Genomic DNA, 14,215 nt, shown 5'->3' with positions numbered 1-14,215 from the left:
CAGGAATGGCCGGCGTTAGCAGGATATCCTATTCCAATTGGCGGGTCGTAACGCTCGTTGGGGTGCATCTGCTCTTCATCGCGCACTTCGTGCATTGGAAGATCAATGGTCGCACGTTGGCGCCCCTCGAATTCAACGAGGTGCTCTACACAGTCCATCAGGGAATCGTTACAGCGGGCTTCATCCTGATGGCTGTTGTCATGGTCGGCACGCTCGTGTTCGGTCGTTTCTTCTGCTCCTGGGGCTGTCACATCCTCGCGCTTCAGGATGCCGCTGGTTGGATCCTGGATAAGCTGCGCATCAAGCGCCAACCCATCCGCTCGCGCACCCTCATCTGGGTCCCGATCGGCGTGATGTTCTACCTCTTCATCTGGCCGCAGATTCTGCAGGCATGGCACGGTGTGGAGCAGCAAGCGTTGCATGTGGCGGAGGCGGGCGGCTCGCGTTGGTCGTCATTCACCACGGACGATATGTGGAGGAACCTGCCGCCGCCGGGCGTGGCCGTGCTGACCTTCTTCGTTTGCGGCTTCGTGATCGTCTATCTCCTCGGCAGCCGCGGCTTCTGCTTCCAAGCATGCCCGTACGGCGCTCTCTTCGGGATTGCCGATCAGCTTGCTCCCGGTCGCATCGTGCTCACGAAGGACTGCAGCCAATGTGGCCTCTGCACGAAGGCGTGCTCTTCGGATATCCTCGTGCATCGCGAGCTCGCGCAGCACGGCATGGTCACCAATCCGCGGTGCCTGAAGGACTTGGACTGCGTATCCGCTTGCCCGGAGCAAGCCGTGCGCTTCGGCTTCCGCATGCCGCCGCTCTTCCGTAAGGGGCATCCGATGGGGGCCTATGGCGGGCGCTTCAGCAACACTTTGGGCGAGGACGTGTTCATGGCGATTGCCTTCCTGGTAGCCATGCCTGTGTACCGAGGCCTCTATGACGCCGTGCCCTTCCTGCTTGCCGTGGCACTGGCGCTCTGCACAGCTTGGCTCTTCGTGCTGGCATGGCGGCTGCTGCGCCGAGGCGCTGTTCAATTCCGCGGCATCACCTTGAAGATGGACCGTGAGTTGCGGACAGCTGGGCGCTTCGCGGCGATTGCAGTTGCGCTCGTCGGCCTCTTCTTCGCGCACAGCTCATGGGTGCAGTACCACACGCTTCTCGGGAAAAGGCTCTTCGCACGCGTGGCAAGCCATGCAGCCAGCCCGCTCGAATTGCAAAGCGCCATCGCCCACTATGAGGCGGCGCTGCGCGTCGGCATCATCAATCCCGTGGATCGACGGTTCGAACTGGCCTCGATGCACCAGCAACGGGGCGATGCGGAGCGCTCGGCAGAGTTGCTGCAGGGCATCCTGAGCGACAACCCTGACCACGCCGAAGCACGCTTCCGCCTTGGTGAGTTTGCGCACTCCAAAGGCGATTTCGTGAAGGCCATGCACCTATGGTCGGAGAATCTGGACCTTGGCGCCGATTGCTCGGGCATGCGCAGCAGTACGATGCTCGCGCGCTCTGCGGTGGCCTTGGGTGCAGCCCGCGAGAGCCAAGGCGATACGGATGGAGCAAGGAGCGCATACGACCGCGGGATTGCGCGGGTGCCGGGCGATGCGGAGCTGTTGATAGCCTCCGGCGCATTGGCGCACCGCACCGGGCGCATCAAAGATGCGATCCAAGCATTCGATGAAGCCATGCGGAATGGTGGACCTGAGGACATGCTTCGCAATAACCTCGGCGCCCTTCATCTCCAGCAGGGCCGGGCCGATCTGGCGCTGCCGCACTTGGAACGGCTGGTCGTGATGCATCCAACCGATGCGCGGTTGCGGTACACGTTGGGCATGGTGCATGCGCGGGCCGGGCGGACCTATAAGGCTGAAGAGCAACTGGTCGCAGCTGCCCGAATCGCTCCGGATGACGCGCGGGTGAGGCAGGCCCTGGCCGCGTTGAACGCGCCTGAAAACGCTACTCAGCCATGAAACGCGCACTCTTGGTCCTCGTCTCATTGACCGCGTTGGCGATGGCGCAGCCAGGGGAACCGTGGAAGGCGCCACCTGAGGCCGATCATTTGAAGGATCCGATGGCGACGAATGCGAAGGCTGCCGCGATTGGAGGCAAGGTCTTCCAATCGCTCTGCTGGACCTGTCATGGCATGCAAGGTCATGGCGATGGCCCAAATGCAGCGGTGCTGAAGGTGAGGCCCGCCGATTTGGGCTCCGCTGTGGTGCAGGGGCAGAGCAACGGGGCGCTCTATTGGAAGATCACTCACGGTCGCGGCGAGATGGCCTCATACGAGCAGGTGCTGAGCCGCGAGGACCGCTGGGCGCTTGCGCATTACATCCGAACACTCGCACGGTCATGAATGCAACGATGCATCGATCGCTTTTTCTGAGCGCCGCACTCTCCGGATCGATCGCCTGCGCCGCACAGGATGATTCAGGGCGCGAGTACGTCACCGGAACTTTCGCAGGCACGCAGGTGGTGAACGCGCACAGCGTGGAAGTTGTGCCGCGAAAGCGCTCCTTCGGCTTCATGATCCAGCACCGCTTCGGAGCAGTGGGACCCGATGAGCAAGCATGGAAGCAATTCGCAGGGCTCGATCTGCCGGCCAACATCCGCTTCGCCTTCCAGTACTCGCCGATCAACGACGCGCACTTGGAGATTGGCCGTTCGAAGAATGGCAAGGTGTGGGACTTGGGCGCGAAGGTGCGCGTGCTCAAGCAGACCGTGGAAGGCGAGATGCCGCTGTCATTGACGGTGCTCACGAATGCCGCGCTCATGAGCGATGATTTCCCTGATGTGAGCGAGCGCGACTTCTTCGCGGATGGAGTCACCCCATTCGAATATCGCTTTGAGCACAGGCTCTCCTACAACGCGCAGGTCATCATTGCCCGCCGATTCTCGCGATGGCTTTCCATGCAAGTTGCTCCGGTGGCCATTTACAGGAACCTGGTGCCGTTAGGCGGATCGAACCTCACCGCTGCGGTGACCGGCTCCGCACGATTCAAGGTCAGCACAAAGGGTTCCATCCTGCTTGAGGCAAGCCCGATCATCGAAGGCCGACAACCGCAGGATCACCGTGATCCCGTCGCGCTGGCTTACGAAGTGGCCACTCTCGGGCACGTTTTCCAAATCGTGCTCGCTAGCGGCGCAGAGATCACCGAGCATCGCGTGTACACCACGTACGCCTCGCGTTACGACGAGGGTTACCTGCACCTCGGATTCAACATTGCGCGCACGCTGTTCGTCAAACCGAAACGACCGAAGAACTGAATGCGCCCGAATCGCATCGCCCTCATTGCTGTTGCTTCACTGATTCTGGCGGGCTGTGCCAAGGACGAGGGGCCACTCTACGTGCCCAAGCCCACAACTCCGGGAGCTCCCATCGATACCGCGTACTTCGCCACTGAGGTGATGCCGATCCTCACGGATCGCTGCTGGACCTGCCACCCGCCCATGGGGAGCATGGACCTCTCCGCCGATCTGGCCTACACCAGCTTGGTGGGGGTTGAGAGCAGCAATCACGCGCCAGCCCTGCGCGTGGCACCGGGTGATCCGGAGGCCAGCGTGCTCTGGAACAAGGTGACCTTCACAGAGGTCTATGGCCTTGGCATGCCGCCGGATGGCACGGCGCTCAGCAGCGAGGAGCTTGCTACCATCCGCGATTGGATCGAGCAGGGCGCGATGAACAATTGAGCTACCTGCGCTCAGGCCGTGCGCATTTCCCGCTCAAGGGTCTGCGCCCTCGGGAACAGGATGTTGTTCTCCAAGTGGATGTGCCGGTGCAGGTCCTCCTCGAATTCCATGAGCATCGCCATCGCGGCGGAATAGGTCGCGCAGCCGTCGGGTGGGTTCTGGTACCCGTTGCTCAACTCCGAGATGCGGCCGAAGCGCTCGCCTTCGGCGTGGTGCTCTTGCTCCATCATAGCGATGGGGTTGTCAACTGTACCGAAGCCGGGCATAGGTGGCTGGGTTCCGTGGAGCTGCGCCTTCTCTAGTTGGTTGATGAAGGGAAGGAGTATGAGTTCTTCCTTCTTCATGTGGGCGGCCATGGCTCCAGCGCATTCGGTGAATTCGCGCTGTATGGCGAATAGCTCGGGGTGGCGCTCGCCATGCACCCTGCACAGCTTGTCGAGGAACTGAAGGATCGTGGCGATGCGACTCTCGACGTAACGGTGGTGCACGCGCTCGATGTGCTCGATCAAGCGGGCCAACGGCCAATGCTTCACTTCGTCGCCTTTCCCATGGTCACGATTGATGGCTTGGCGAATCTCCGATTCAAGGACCTTCTGGTCCAGGCCTTTCGCCCGGCAGGCTTCTTCAAGTGAGCGGCCGCCTTTGCAGCAGAAATCGATGCCTTGGGCGCTGAAGACCGCTGCTGTGCGGTAGTCGTCGGCTACGATGGAACCAATGGTCCGTTGGGTGAGGTCTGATGTCGGCATGGTGTAGAGCGCGAGTTTGCCGCGAAATGACAGATCTTACTGTCCGTTTTAGCTGACGCATGTCAAGCACTGCGCCCGATTCTTCGTCGGGCGCTATCAATCTTTCACGATCATTGCTTGCATGCTCGTATCCCGTCCGATCCAGTTGGACAGGTAGCTCCCCGCTGGCAACGAAGCGATGTCGAGATCACCGCGCATCCGCTGTGGCACATTCGAGGAGAGCACCAGCCGACCTTGCATGTCATGCACGTTGATCGCGTGGATGGGAAACGGGCTTTCGTAAGTCACCCGGGTGGTTGCGGGAACAGGGAACAACTTCATCATCCCTTTGGCCGAGTGCGCCACAGTGCCCATGCTCGGGTCCTGAACGATGTACTGCAGCATCATCATATTGTCCTCGTGCAACAGGTTGTGACAGTGGTACATGAAGGGCCATCCGTCGGTCACCTCGCCGAAGCGCATCACCAGCTTCACGGTCTCGAAGCGGTCCACGAGCACCACGTCCTTGGGCCCGCGCTCCTGCCGGTGGTGCCTGCCCGTTGCGCGCGAGCACCTCGAACGACACGCCATGGATGTGCATGGGATGCGCCATGTTCGAGTTGTTCACGATGTTCCAGACCTCGACGGAACCGAGCTGCACGGTATCGTTCACCACGTCGAGGTCGAACATGAGGCCGTTAATCATGAACATGCCCATGCCCACCATGCCCATGCCGGTAATCGTCTTGGTGCGTGTGCGGATGCTCTCTGCCTCGGTGGGCATGGGCACTGTGAGGAGCGCGGACGGTATCTCAATGATGGGGTTGGATGTGGGCGCGGTGACGCGGATGCGCAGTACTTGGAAGGCAACGCCATTCAGCAGGCTGCTCTCCCAGAGCATGTTGCCCGATCCAGGTACCGTGTTGGGCAGCTCATTGCCATAGCTCATCAGCAGCAGGCTGTCGCCTTGCATGCCGGTGAGGTTGAGGAGAACTTCGGCGCGTTCGCCGTTGCTCAGCCACAGGCGGTCGGTCGCAGCCGGTGCTGGAAGCAGCCCGGCATCGCCAGCGATCACGTGCATGTGCTGGCCGCTATCAAGGCCGAGCGCGTAGATGCGCGCGTTGGAGCCATTCAGCAGCCGCAGACGAACCACCTGCGCGGGCAATTCGAGGAACGGGTTCGGCGTGCCGTTCACCAGCACCGAATCGCCGAAGGGATAGAATGCGAAGTCACCGTTCGCGAGGAACTTGCGGTCCTGGATAACCACGGGGAAGTCATCCACCCCATAGGTGCGCGGCAGTGCGAGCTGCGCTTCATCCTCATCCCTTACGATGATGAAGCCCGCGATGCCGAAGTTGGCCTGCTCCGCGGTGAGCTCGTGCGGATGCGGATGGTACCAGTAAGTTGCCGCCGGGTTCTTCACCGGGAATTCCGCCATGAACGAATCGCCGGGGTCGATGATCCGTTGAGGGCCGCCGTCCATCTCGCCGGGCACGTGCATACCATGCCAGTGCATGCTGGTCATCTCGGCGAGCTGGTTATGGACCCTTATCCGCGCGGTATCGCCACGGTGCAGGATCAAAGTGGGCCCGAGGTATTCCGCGCTGGCGCCGTACGTGCTCGTATTGATGCCCGGGTAGAATTGGTGCACATGCTCATCGGCCACAAGATCGAATGTGTCGAGCTCCAAGGCCGGAGGAATAGCCAGTGGGTTCAATTGTCCGTTGGCCGATGATGCGAAGGCGAGAACGATCGCCAAAATGAAGTTCCGCATGGGAAGCGGCGCTTTGGTTGCGCCGAGCCTCGCGAAGCAACGGGGCCGAACAGGGTGATTACCTGATGGATATCAGCGGAACATGAATAGGTCCGCTTCGGGCTGTAGCTAATACCCCGCAGGTTGCTCGCTGCATGAACTCCTGATGCAGCGCAGCGGTTAATCAAGCTTCAGGGCCACCAACGCAGCGGTATCCGTCTCCACTTGTTCGCAGGTGGTTGAAAAGCGAATGAGCGGAGCCAACGAGGTTGATCATGGGCCAGACCTGACGGAAGTCAGAATCGCTCATGACCACTCTCAGGATGCGACACTTGCGTGACGGTCACTTTCGCCGCGCAAAGGGCAATCCTTGATGAGCGTCATCTTCCTCCTGATCGCCGTGAGCACTGTGGTGGCGCTCTTCTTCCTGGCGGCCTTCGTGAAGGCTGTGAAGAGCGGCCAGTTCGATGATGACCGCTCCCCTGCCGTGCGCATGCTGAATGACCAACCGCCCGCTCCGGCCACAGAAGCGGGCCCACCTCCACCAATCCCTGAGCGATGACCGAGCGCTTCCAGTACGACAACCGCATAGTCAAGAACTTCCTATTCGTCACCATCCTTTGGGGCATAGTGGGCATGCTCGTGGGGCTGATCGCAGCTGTGCAGATGGTGGCGCAGAACACCCCGCCCGATGCTTGGTACTTCTGGATCGTTCGGCCCTTCACCTGGCTGGGCGAACTGGAATGGACCAAGTTCGGCCGGATTCGTCCGCTGCATACCAACGCCGTGATCTTCGCCTTCGTCGGCAACGCCATTTTCGCCGGCGTGTACTACAGCCTGCAACGGCTGCTGAAGGCGCGCATGTTCAGCGATGCGCTGGGCAAGATCCACTTCTGGGGATGGCAGCTCATCATCGTGCTCGCCGCGGTGACCCTCCCCTTGGGCATGACCACCGGCAAGGAGTACGCGGAGCTCGAATGGCCCATCGACATCCTGATCACGCTGGTCTGGGTGGTGTTCGGCATCAACATGTTCGGCACCATCCTTAAGCGGCGCGAGCGGCACCTGTACGTGGCCATCTGGTTCTACATCGCCACGTGGGTCACCGTGGCCATGCTGCACATCACCAACAGCATCGAGCTGCCCATCTCGCTCACCAAGAGCTACAGCTGGTACGCAGGCGTGCAGGATGCGCTGGTGCAATGGTGGTACGGCCACAACGCGGTGGCCTTCTTCCTCACCACTCCCTTCCTCGGCCTCATGTACTACTTCATGCCGAAGGCCGCCAACCGACCGGTTTACAGCTACAAGCTCTCGATCATCCACTTCTGGGCGCTCATCTTCCTGTACATCTGGGCGGGCCCGCACCATCTGATCTACAGCGCCCTGCCCGATTGGGCGCAGAGTCTGGGCACGGTGTTCAGCATCATGCTCATCGCGCCGAGCTGGGGCGGGATGCTTAACGGCCTGCTCACCCTGCGCGGCGCATGGGACCGTGTGCGCGAGGACCCTGTGCTCAAGTTCATGGTGGTGGCCGTGACCTGCTACGGCATGGCCACGCTCGAAGGTCCGCTGCTGAGCCTGAAGAGCTGGAACGCCATGGCCCACTTCACTGATTGGATCATCGCCCACGTGCATATCGGCGGAATCGGCTGGAATGGCATGCTCACTTTCGGCATCGTGTACTGGATGGTGCCGCGCCTCTTCGGCACCAAGCTCTACAGCGTGAAGCTGGCCAACACGCACTTCTGGTTCGGCACGTTGGGCATCGTGTTCTACGCCATCCCCTTGTACCTCGCCGGATTCTGGCAGAGCGGCATGTGGAAGCAGTTCACTCCCGACGGATACCTGGTGTACAAGAACTTCCTCGACACCGTGGTGGAGATCAAGCCGGCGTATTGGCTGCGCGCGCTGGGAGGCCTGCTCTACCTCACGGGCGCCTTCATCATGGTGTACAACGTGGTGAAGACCGTGAAGAGCGGGAAGCTCATCGCGAACGAGGATGCCGAGGCACCTGCTTTGGAGAAAGTCGCTCCCGAGGATGGCGGCTACTGGCACCGCTGGATCGAGCGACGTCCAATCCAGATGCTGGTGATCAGCCTGGTGCTCGTGGCCATCGGCGGCCTCTTCGAGATGGTGCCCACCTTCCTGGTGAAGAGCAACATCCCCACCATCACGCATGTGAAGCCCTACACGCCGCTTGAGCTGCAAGGCCGCGACATCTATGTGCGCGAAGGCTGCTACACCTGCCACAGCCAGATGATCCGCCCCTTCCGCAGTGAGACCGAGCGCTACGGTGAGTACGCCAAGGCGGGCGAATTCGTGTACGACCACCCTTTCCAATGGGGCAGCAAGCGCACCGGCCCGGACCTGTTGCGCCAAGGAGGCAAGTATGGCCATAGCTGGCATTATTACCACATGTACGACCCCACCAGCATGAGCCCGGGCTCATTGATGCCGCCGTACACCCACCTCTACGAGCACGACCTCGACACCACCACTACCAAGAAGAAGATCGAGGCCATGCTCACCATGGGCGTGCCCTATGACAAAGAGCCCTATGGCCCCGGCTTCGCCGATCGCGCCAATGCGCATCTGATGCAGCAGCGCGGCGAGATCGTGGCCGGGCTGAAGAAGGATGGCATCGATGCGCCGGCAGACAAGGAGATCATCGCGCTGATCGCCTACCTGCAGCGCCTCGGCACCGACATCCAGGCCAAGGAAACCGCCCAACAGTAGCACCCGAAGCCATGCTCAAGTTCATCAAAGGGCACATGACCTCCATCGATCACGTGGACCTATTTCCGGTGCTCGCCTTCATCCTCTTCTTCTCCCTTTTCATCGGCGTGCTCTTCTGGGTGCGCACCATGCGAAGGGACCAAGTCGATCACATGAGCTCACTGCCTTTGGCTGATGATGCCTCTAATGCCACCACGAACCATGCGCACTGAACCTGCCCGACTTCACCGGGTGCTGGCAACCGCCGCCCTGGTAACCGCTACTATCACCGCTGCTGCGCAGGATGCGGCATCCACCGCCGTCGATCAGCCGCTCATCCCGGTGAGCGGCACCGTGAACTACGTGTTGATGGGCTTGGCCGTATTGCAAGTGGTGCTGGTCCTGGCCATGAGCTCGATCCTCCGTACCATGATGGGCAGCACGGGCTGGATGCGCAAGCTCACCGAGCGGCACAGCAAAGCCGCCGTGCTCCTTCCCTTCCTGCTCCTCGCGGGAGGCGCGCAGGCACAGGCCTATGTGGAGCCGACCACGACCATGAGCCATCAGGAGCTCTTCTACCTGTTGCTGGTTATCAACGTGTTCCTATTCATCGTGCTCATGGTGCAGATCAATCTGCTTCGCGGCACCATGCGCGCGATCACCGGTGTATTCGAGGAGCAGGGCAGCCCCGGCACGGTCGCTTCGAAGCGCCCATCGATCGTGGCGAAGCTCATGGATGCCCTTACCCGTCGGCCTGCTAAGGAAGTGGAGGAGCGCGACCTGCTCATGCACCATGAGTATGATGGCATCCGCGAATTGGACAACGTGCTTCCGCCTTGGTGGGTGTGGCTCTTCTATGGCACTATCGCTTGGGGCGTGCTCTACTTGGTGAACATGCACGTGACCGGAACTTGGAACGACTCGAAAGAGGAGTACATCGCGGAGATGGAGCAGGCGAAGGCCGATGTAGCCGCTTTCGTGGCCAAAGCCGGCGCATCGGTGGATGAGAACACCGTGACCGTGACAACGGATGCAAGCGCGCTCACTGCCGCCAAGGAGACCTTCACCACGTATTGCGCAGCTTGCCATGGCGCTGATGGCGCAGGCTCTGAGACCAGCGTGGGGCCCAACCTCACCGACGAGTATTGGCTGCATGGCGGCGGGGTGAAGGACGTGTTCAAGACCATCAAGTACGGCGTGCCGGCCAAAGGCATGATCAGCTGGAAGAGCCAATTGAAGCCCAACGAGATACAGGCCATCGCCAGCTACATCCTTAGCCTGCAAGGCTCCGGCGGCCCCACGCAGAAATCACCACAAGGTGAATTGTGGAAGGATGCCGCGGCTCCCGCAGACTCCACGACCGCTATTATCGATACCGTGCAGGTGGCCATGAAGAACTGAAGATCAAATGCTCAGGTGCCGGGCGCTCCATTAGGGCGCCCGGTGCTTTTTGACGTATTCCAGAGCATCACGAACGCATCGAGTTCTATGTGAGCCATATCACGCATCGGAACTGATGGATGTCAGCCCATTCAACGTACAGAGCCGGAGTTTTGCGGTCCATTCAGCATCGCGGCTGACGATCATCACTGAACGCGGCTTCATAACCGAACCGAATGGCCCAGCAACCCGCACACGCCGCTCGCGATGCCCGCGCGGAAGCCTCGCGCGACGAGAGCTTCCGCGACTCCATCAGCACGGTGGACAAGCGCGGCAGGCGCATTTGGGTCTATCCGAAGAAGCCCAGCGGCAAGTGGACCACACGCAGGCAATGGTTCGCCTACTCCCTGCTGGCGCTCTTGTTCGCTGGTCCCTTCCTGCGCATCGGTGGCGAGCCGCTGCTGATGATCAATTTGATCGAGCGGCGCTTCGTCTTCTTCGGGCAGACCTTCTGGCCTCAGGACTTCCTGATCTTCGTTGTGGGGTTACTCGCCTTCATTGTCTTCGTTGCGCTATTCACCGTGGCCTTCGGTCGCCTATTCTGCGGATGGGCCTGTCCGCAAACGGTGTTCATGGAGCAGGTGTTCCGCCGCATCGAGTATTGGATCGAAGGTGACTGGAAGCACCAGCAACTCTTGAACAAGGCGCCGATGTCGGCTGATAAGCTGGGCAAGAAGACGCTCAAGCACCTCTCCTTCTTCAGCATCAGTTTCATCATAGGCAACACCTTCCTGGCCTACCTCATCGGCAGCGATGAGCTCATCCGCATCATCACCGAGCCGCCAGCGGAGCATGTCACCGGGCTCATCGCCATGCTGGCCTTCAGCGGTGCCTTCTACGGGAACTTCGCCTTCTTCCGTGAGCAGGCCTGTACCACCGTCTGCCCATACGGCCGCTTGCAGGGCGTGCTGCTCGACCGGAAGAGCGTGGTGATCGCCTACGACCACAAGCGCGGTGAGCAGCGCTCGGGCTGGCGCAAGGGCGAGGATCGCACTGCCGTGGGCAAGGGCGATTGCATCGATTGCAAGGCCTGCGTGCATGTATGCCCTACTGGCATCGACATCCGCAATGGCACCCAGCTCGAATGCGTGAACTGCACGGCCTGCATTGATGCGTGCGACCACATCATGGACAGCGTTGGACTGCCGAAGGGATTGGTGCGCTATGCCAGCGAGGATGAGATCACCGCGAAGAAGCCCCTCGCATTCAACCTGCGGATGAAGGCATACACAGCGGTGCTGTTCATACTCGTGGGCGCGCTCGGCACGCTCATCGCCACGCGCAGCGAGACACGCACTACCTTCCTGCGCACGCCGGGCATGCTCTTTCAGGAACGCCCCGATGGACGCGTGAGCAACCTGTACGCACTGAAGGTGGCCAACAAGACACCGCGCGAATTGCCCTTGCGATTCGAGGTGCTGAATGTCGATGGCGGCGAGGTGATGATCGTGGGAAAGCCCATCGTGCTGCAGCCCGGTGAGCTCGCCAGCGGCGAGGTCTTCCTGATCCTGCCGAAGGATGCCGTGACGGCGATGAAGAACCGCGTCGTCGTCGGTGTGTTCAGCGGCGATGAGCTGCTGGAGAGAGTGACCACCTCCTTTTTAGGACCCATGAAACCACCTGGAACATGAACTGGGGAAAAGGACTTGCCATCAGCCTGATCGCCTTCGCGGCGATGATGGCCGCTTTCGGGATCGCCAGCGCACGCCGCACTGAATCGCTGGTGACCGATGAGTACTACGCCGAGGAGCTGCGCTTCCAGCAGCGCATCGATGCACAAGGACGGGCGCATGCTCTGAGCGCTCCCGTGGAGTTCATTCCGGAAAGGGGCCGCCTGCGCATCCAGTTCCCTGCTGAGCTGGCCGGCAAAACGATTACGGGCGAGCTCCAAATGCTCAGGCCGAACGATCCGCGCGCAGACCGGAAGCTGAGCCTCAAGGCCAATGAAGCGGGTGCTTTCGTGTCCGATCCACTGGACCTCTGGCCGGGCCGTTACGATGCGTCGTTGGAATGGCAGTGCGACGGCGTCACATATCACAGCGCTGAGAAGCTGGTCGTGCAATGAACCCATTGCTGGGCACGGCTCTATTGCTTGGCGTGGCCGGCAGTGCGCATTGCTTGGGCATGTGCGGCCCTATTGCCCTAGCGGTGCCCTCCCCAAGGCCCGATTGGCGGTCGCGCTTATCGAGCACGGTGCTCTTGAACAGTGGTCGGGTGGCCACGTATGCGCTCATCGGCGCTGCATTCGGCTTCTTCGGACATGGATTGAGGCTCGTGGGCCTGCAGCAGGCGTCATCCATCATTGCCGGCATCATCCTGCTCTTAAGCATCGCGGTGCCTGGTGCGCTTGAACGCTGGCTTCCCGCATCGCGTGCGGCGCTGCTCATCAGCAGGCTGCGGTCTTCGCTGGCGCGGAACCTGAAGCGCACCGCACCGGAGGCACTGGTGCTCACCGGCATGCTCAATGGCCTCCTCCCCTGCGGACTGGTCTATGCGGCGGCCATTGGATCGGCGGTGATGGGCACCGTCGGCCAAGGCGCGCTGTACATGCTGCTCTTCGGCATGGGCACATGGCCGATGCTCTTCGCCCTGCGCATGGGCAGCGCGATGCTCGGGCAACGAGCGCGTCAATCGTTGCGGCGCGCATCGCCGGTGCTGGTTGGCATGGTGGCCTTGCTGCTGGTGCTGCGCGGATTGGAGCTCGGCATCCCCTACCTGAGCCCCATCGGCCCCCTGATCGGTGCCGAGGCTGCGACATGCCATCCTTGATCGCGTGATGATCCTCACTCACCGCTTCAGCGCGGGAAGGCAACTTTGGCCAATCAACACCTACTGACATGAAACCGAACATGGGAACTGCCGATCGCGTGATGCGCGTGATACTCGCCGCCGTGATGGCCATCCTCTACTTCACCGACACCGTTGGCGGAACCTTGGGCTTGGTGATGCTCGTGCTCGCTGCTGTCTTCCTGCTCACCAGCTTCATCCGCTTCTGTCCATTGTATGCGCCATTCGGGATCAGCACCTGCAAGGCGAAATGAGGAGTGCCTGGTTGATCACGCTGGGCGCTGCGATCGCGGGAGCTGCTGCGGGCTACATGTACTATAGCCTGGTGGGCTGCGCGTCCGGGAGCTGTGCCATCACCAGTAGTCCGGTGAACAGCGCCTTGTACGGTGCGCTCATGGGCGGCCTTCTGGCGACCTCTTTCGGCAGTAAGCGCAAAAGCGAGGAAGCTTGATCAGGCCTTGGTATCCACCACGGTGATCGCGCCGCGCGACAAGGTCACCTTGCCGCGTTGTGCGAGCTGATGGAGGAGCCTGGTGATCACCTCGCGCGGGGAATTGAGTTCCTGCGCCACCTCTTGGTGGGTCACCTTGAGCGTATGCTCTCCGGTGGCCTGGGCCCGCTTCACCAGATAGGTCCAGAGCTGCTCGTCGAGCCTGGTGAAGGCCACCACCTCGATGGTCTCCAGAAGCTCATTGAACCGCTGATTCTGGGTGTCGCCCACGAAGCGGCGCCATTCAGGATAGGACATCCACTCCTCCATGCACCGAGCCGGGATCATGATGAGTTCGGCATCCTCCTCGACGATGGCCACCACAGGGCTCGGCTGCATGCCGCTGCAGCAGTTAAGGCTCATAGCGCAGCTCTCACCGGGCATGATGTGATACAGGAAGCGCTCCTGGCCCTTCGCATTCTGCGCCAGTATGCGCAGGCTGCCGCTCACCACGATGGGGATGTGAGTGATCGCATCGCCCACGGTCATGAGCACCTCTCCGGCTGAGAGCTTGCGGCGGATGCCCTCCCGCTCCACGGCCATGGCCAACTCCTCCGTTTTGAACATGGCGCCAAGCTATCATGCTTCATGCTTCCGGCTGACACTTGTCAGGAACGGCCTTACGCC

General features: G+C 61.1%; 16 protein-coding genes. 13 read left to right on the top strand and 3 right to left on the bottom strand.

What is annotated here, in order from left to right; translation table 11 throughout:
* The first annotated feature begins 5 nt into the window (after window positions 1–5).
* The 4 genes from IPM12_11895 to IPM12_11880 are packed head-to-tail and all read left to right on the top strand — an operon-like array spanning window position 6 to window position 3,675.
* The gene (locus tag IPM12_11895; GenBank protein MBK9148502.1) at window positions 6–1,958 is read left to right on the top strand and encodes a tetratricopeptide repeat protein; all 1,953 of its coding nucleotides are present in this window, start codon (window positions 6–8) and stop codon (window positions 1,956–1,958) included.
* Complete coding sequence (locus IPM12_11890; protein ID MBK9148501.1) at window positions 1,955–2,341, top strand: cytochrome c; 387 nt, start codon at window positions 1,955–1,957, stop codon at window positions 2,339–2,341. Before IPM12_11895 ends, IPM12_11890 begins: the two co-directional genes overlap by 4 nt.
* The gene (locus IPM12_11885; protein MBK9148500.1) at window positions 2,338–3,252 is read left to right on the top strand and encodes a hypothetical protein; all 915 of its coding nucleotides are present in this window, start codon (window positions 2,338–2,340) and stop codon (window positions 3,250–3,252) included. The genes IPM12_11890 and IPM12_11885 overlap by 4 nt, the downstream gene beginning before the upstream one ends.
* Window positions 3,253–3,675 carry a hypothetical protein gene (locus IPM12_11880; protein ID MBK9148499.1) on the top strand — a complete coding sequence of 141 codons (423 nt, stop codon included), beginning with the start codon at window positions 3,253–3,255 and terminating at the stop codon, window positions 3,673–3,675.
* 11 nt (window positions 3,676–3,686) lie between these two features.
* On the opposite strand, the gene ric is transcribed toward IPM12_11880, so the two are convergent.
* Together ric and IPM12_11870 are read right to left on the bottom strand one after the other, a co-directional pair.
* Window positions 3,687–4,421 carry an iron-sulfur cluster repair di-iron protein gene (ric, locus tag IPM12_11875; protein ID MBK9148498.1) on the bottom strand — a complete coding sequence of 245 codons (735 nt, stop codon included), beginning with the start codon at window positions 4,419–4,421 and terminating at the stop codon, window positions 3,687–3,689.
* 241 nt (window positions 4,422–4,662) lie between these two features.
* Window positions 4,663–6,174, bottom strand: a complete 1,512-nt coding sequence (locus tag IPM12_11870) for a multicopper oxidase domain-containing protein (protein ID MBK9148497.1) — start codon at window positions 6,172–6,174, stop codon at window positions 4,663–4,665.
* Window positions 6,175–6,526: 352 nt separating this feature from the next.
* Between IPM12_11870 and ccoS the strand changes: the two genes are divergently transcribed.
* The 9 genes from ccoS (at window position 6,527) to IPM12_11825 (ending at window position 13,549) form a co-directional block, all read left to right on the top strand.
* Window positions 6,527–6,715: a cbb3-type cytochrome oxidase assembly protein CcoS gene (ccoS, locus tag IPM12_11865; protein MBK9148496.1), complete on the top strand. Its 189-nt coding sequence runs from the start codon at window positions 6,527–6,529 to the stop codon at window positions 6,713–6,715.
* Entirely contained in the window at window positions 6,712–8,892 is a 2,181-nt protein-coding gene (gene ccoN / locus IPM12_11860) for a cytochrome-c oxidase, cbb3-type subunit I (GenBank protein ID MBK9148495.1), read from the top strand. Before ccoS ends, ccoN begins: the two co-directional genes overlap by 4 nt.
* Before the next feature lie 11 nt (window positions 8,893–8,903).
* Entirely contained in the window at window positions 8,904–9,104 is a 201-nt protein-coding gene (locus IPM12_11855) for a CcoQ/FixQ family Cbb3-type cytochrome c oxidase assembly chaperone (protein MBK9148494.1), read from the top strand.
* Window positions 9,094–10,272 carry a c-type cytochrome gene (locus tag IPM12_11850; GenBank protein ID MBK9148493.1) on the top strand — a complete coding sequence of 393 codons (1,179 nt, stop codon included), beginning with the start codon at window positions 9,094–9,096 and terminating at the stop codon, window positions 10,270–10,272. Before IPM12_11855 ends, IPM12_11850 begins: the two co-directional genes overlap by 11 nt.
* 215 nt (window positions 10,273–10,487) lie before the next feature.
* Entirely contained in the window at window positions 10,488–11,942 is a 1,455-nt protein-coding gene (gene ccoG, locus IPM12_11845; protein ID MBK9148492.1) for a cytochrome c oxidase accessory protein CcoG, read from the top strand.
* Window positions 11,939–12,376, top strand: coding sequence for a FixH family protein (locus IPM12_11840; GenBank protein MBK9148491.1), 438 nt, complete (start codon window positions 11,939–11,941; stop codon window positions 12,374–12,376). The genes ccoG and IPM12_11840 overlap by 4 nt, the downstream gene beginning before the upstream one ends.
* A complete protein-coding gene (locus IPM12_11835) occupies window positions 12,373–13,080 on the top strand; it encodes a sulfite exporter TauE/SafE family protein (protein MBK9148490.1) in 708 nt (235 codons plus the stop codon). The genes IPM12_11840 and IPM12_11835 overlap by 4 nt, the downstream gene beginning before the upstream one ends.
* A 68-nt stretch (window positions 13,081–13,148) precedes the next feature.
* On the top strand, window positions 13,149–13,352 hold the full coding sequence (locus tag IPM12_11830) for a DUF2892 domain-containing protein (GenBank protein MBK9148489.1): 204 nt from the start codon (window positions 13,149–13,151) through the stop codon (window positions 13,350–13,352).
* Window positions 13,349–13,549 (top strand): hypothetical protein, encoded by a 201-nt coding sequence (locus IPM12_11825; GenBank protein MBK9148488.1) that lies wholly within the window; start codon window positions 13,349–13,351, stop codon window positions 13,547–13,549. Before IPM12_11830 ends, IPM12_11825 begins: the two co-directional genes overlap by 4 nt.
* Here the strand turns inward: IPM12_11825 and IPM12_11820 are convergent, their stop codons facing one another.
* Window positions 13,550–14,155, bottom strand: a complete 606-nt coding sequence (locus IPM12_11820; GenBank protein MBK9148487.1) for a Crp/Fnr family transcriptional regulator — start codon at window positions 14,153–14,155, stop codon at window positions 13,550–13,552.
* Window positions 14,156–14,215: the final 60 nt, after the last annotated feature.

The sequence above is a fragment of the Flavobacteriales bacterium genome, assembly GCA_016716605.1.
Classification (GTDB): domain Bacteria; phylum Bacteroidota; class Bacteroidia; order Flavobacteriales_F; family PHOS-HE28; genus PHOS-HE28.
Note: the sequence above shows the minus strand (reverse complement) of the source record. Positions and strands in the feature narration are given on the sequence as shown.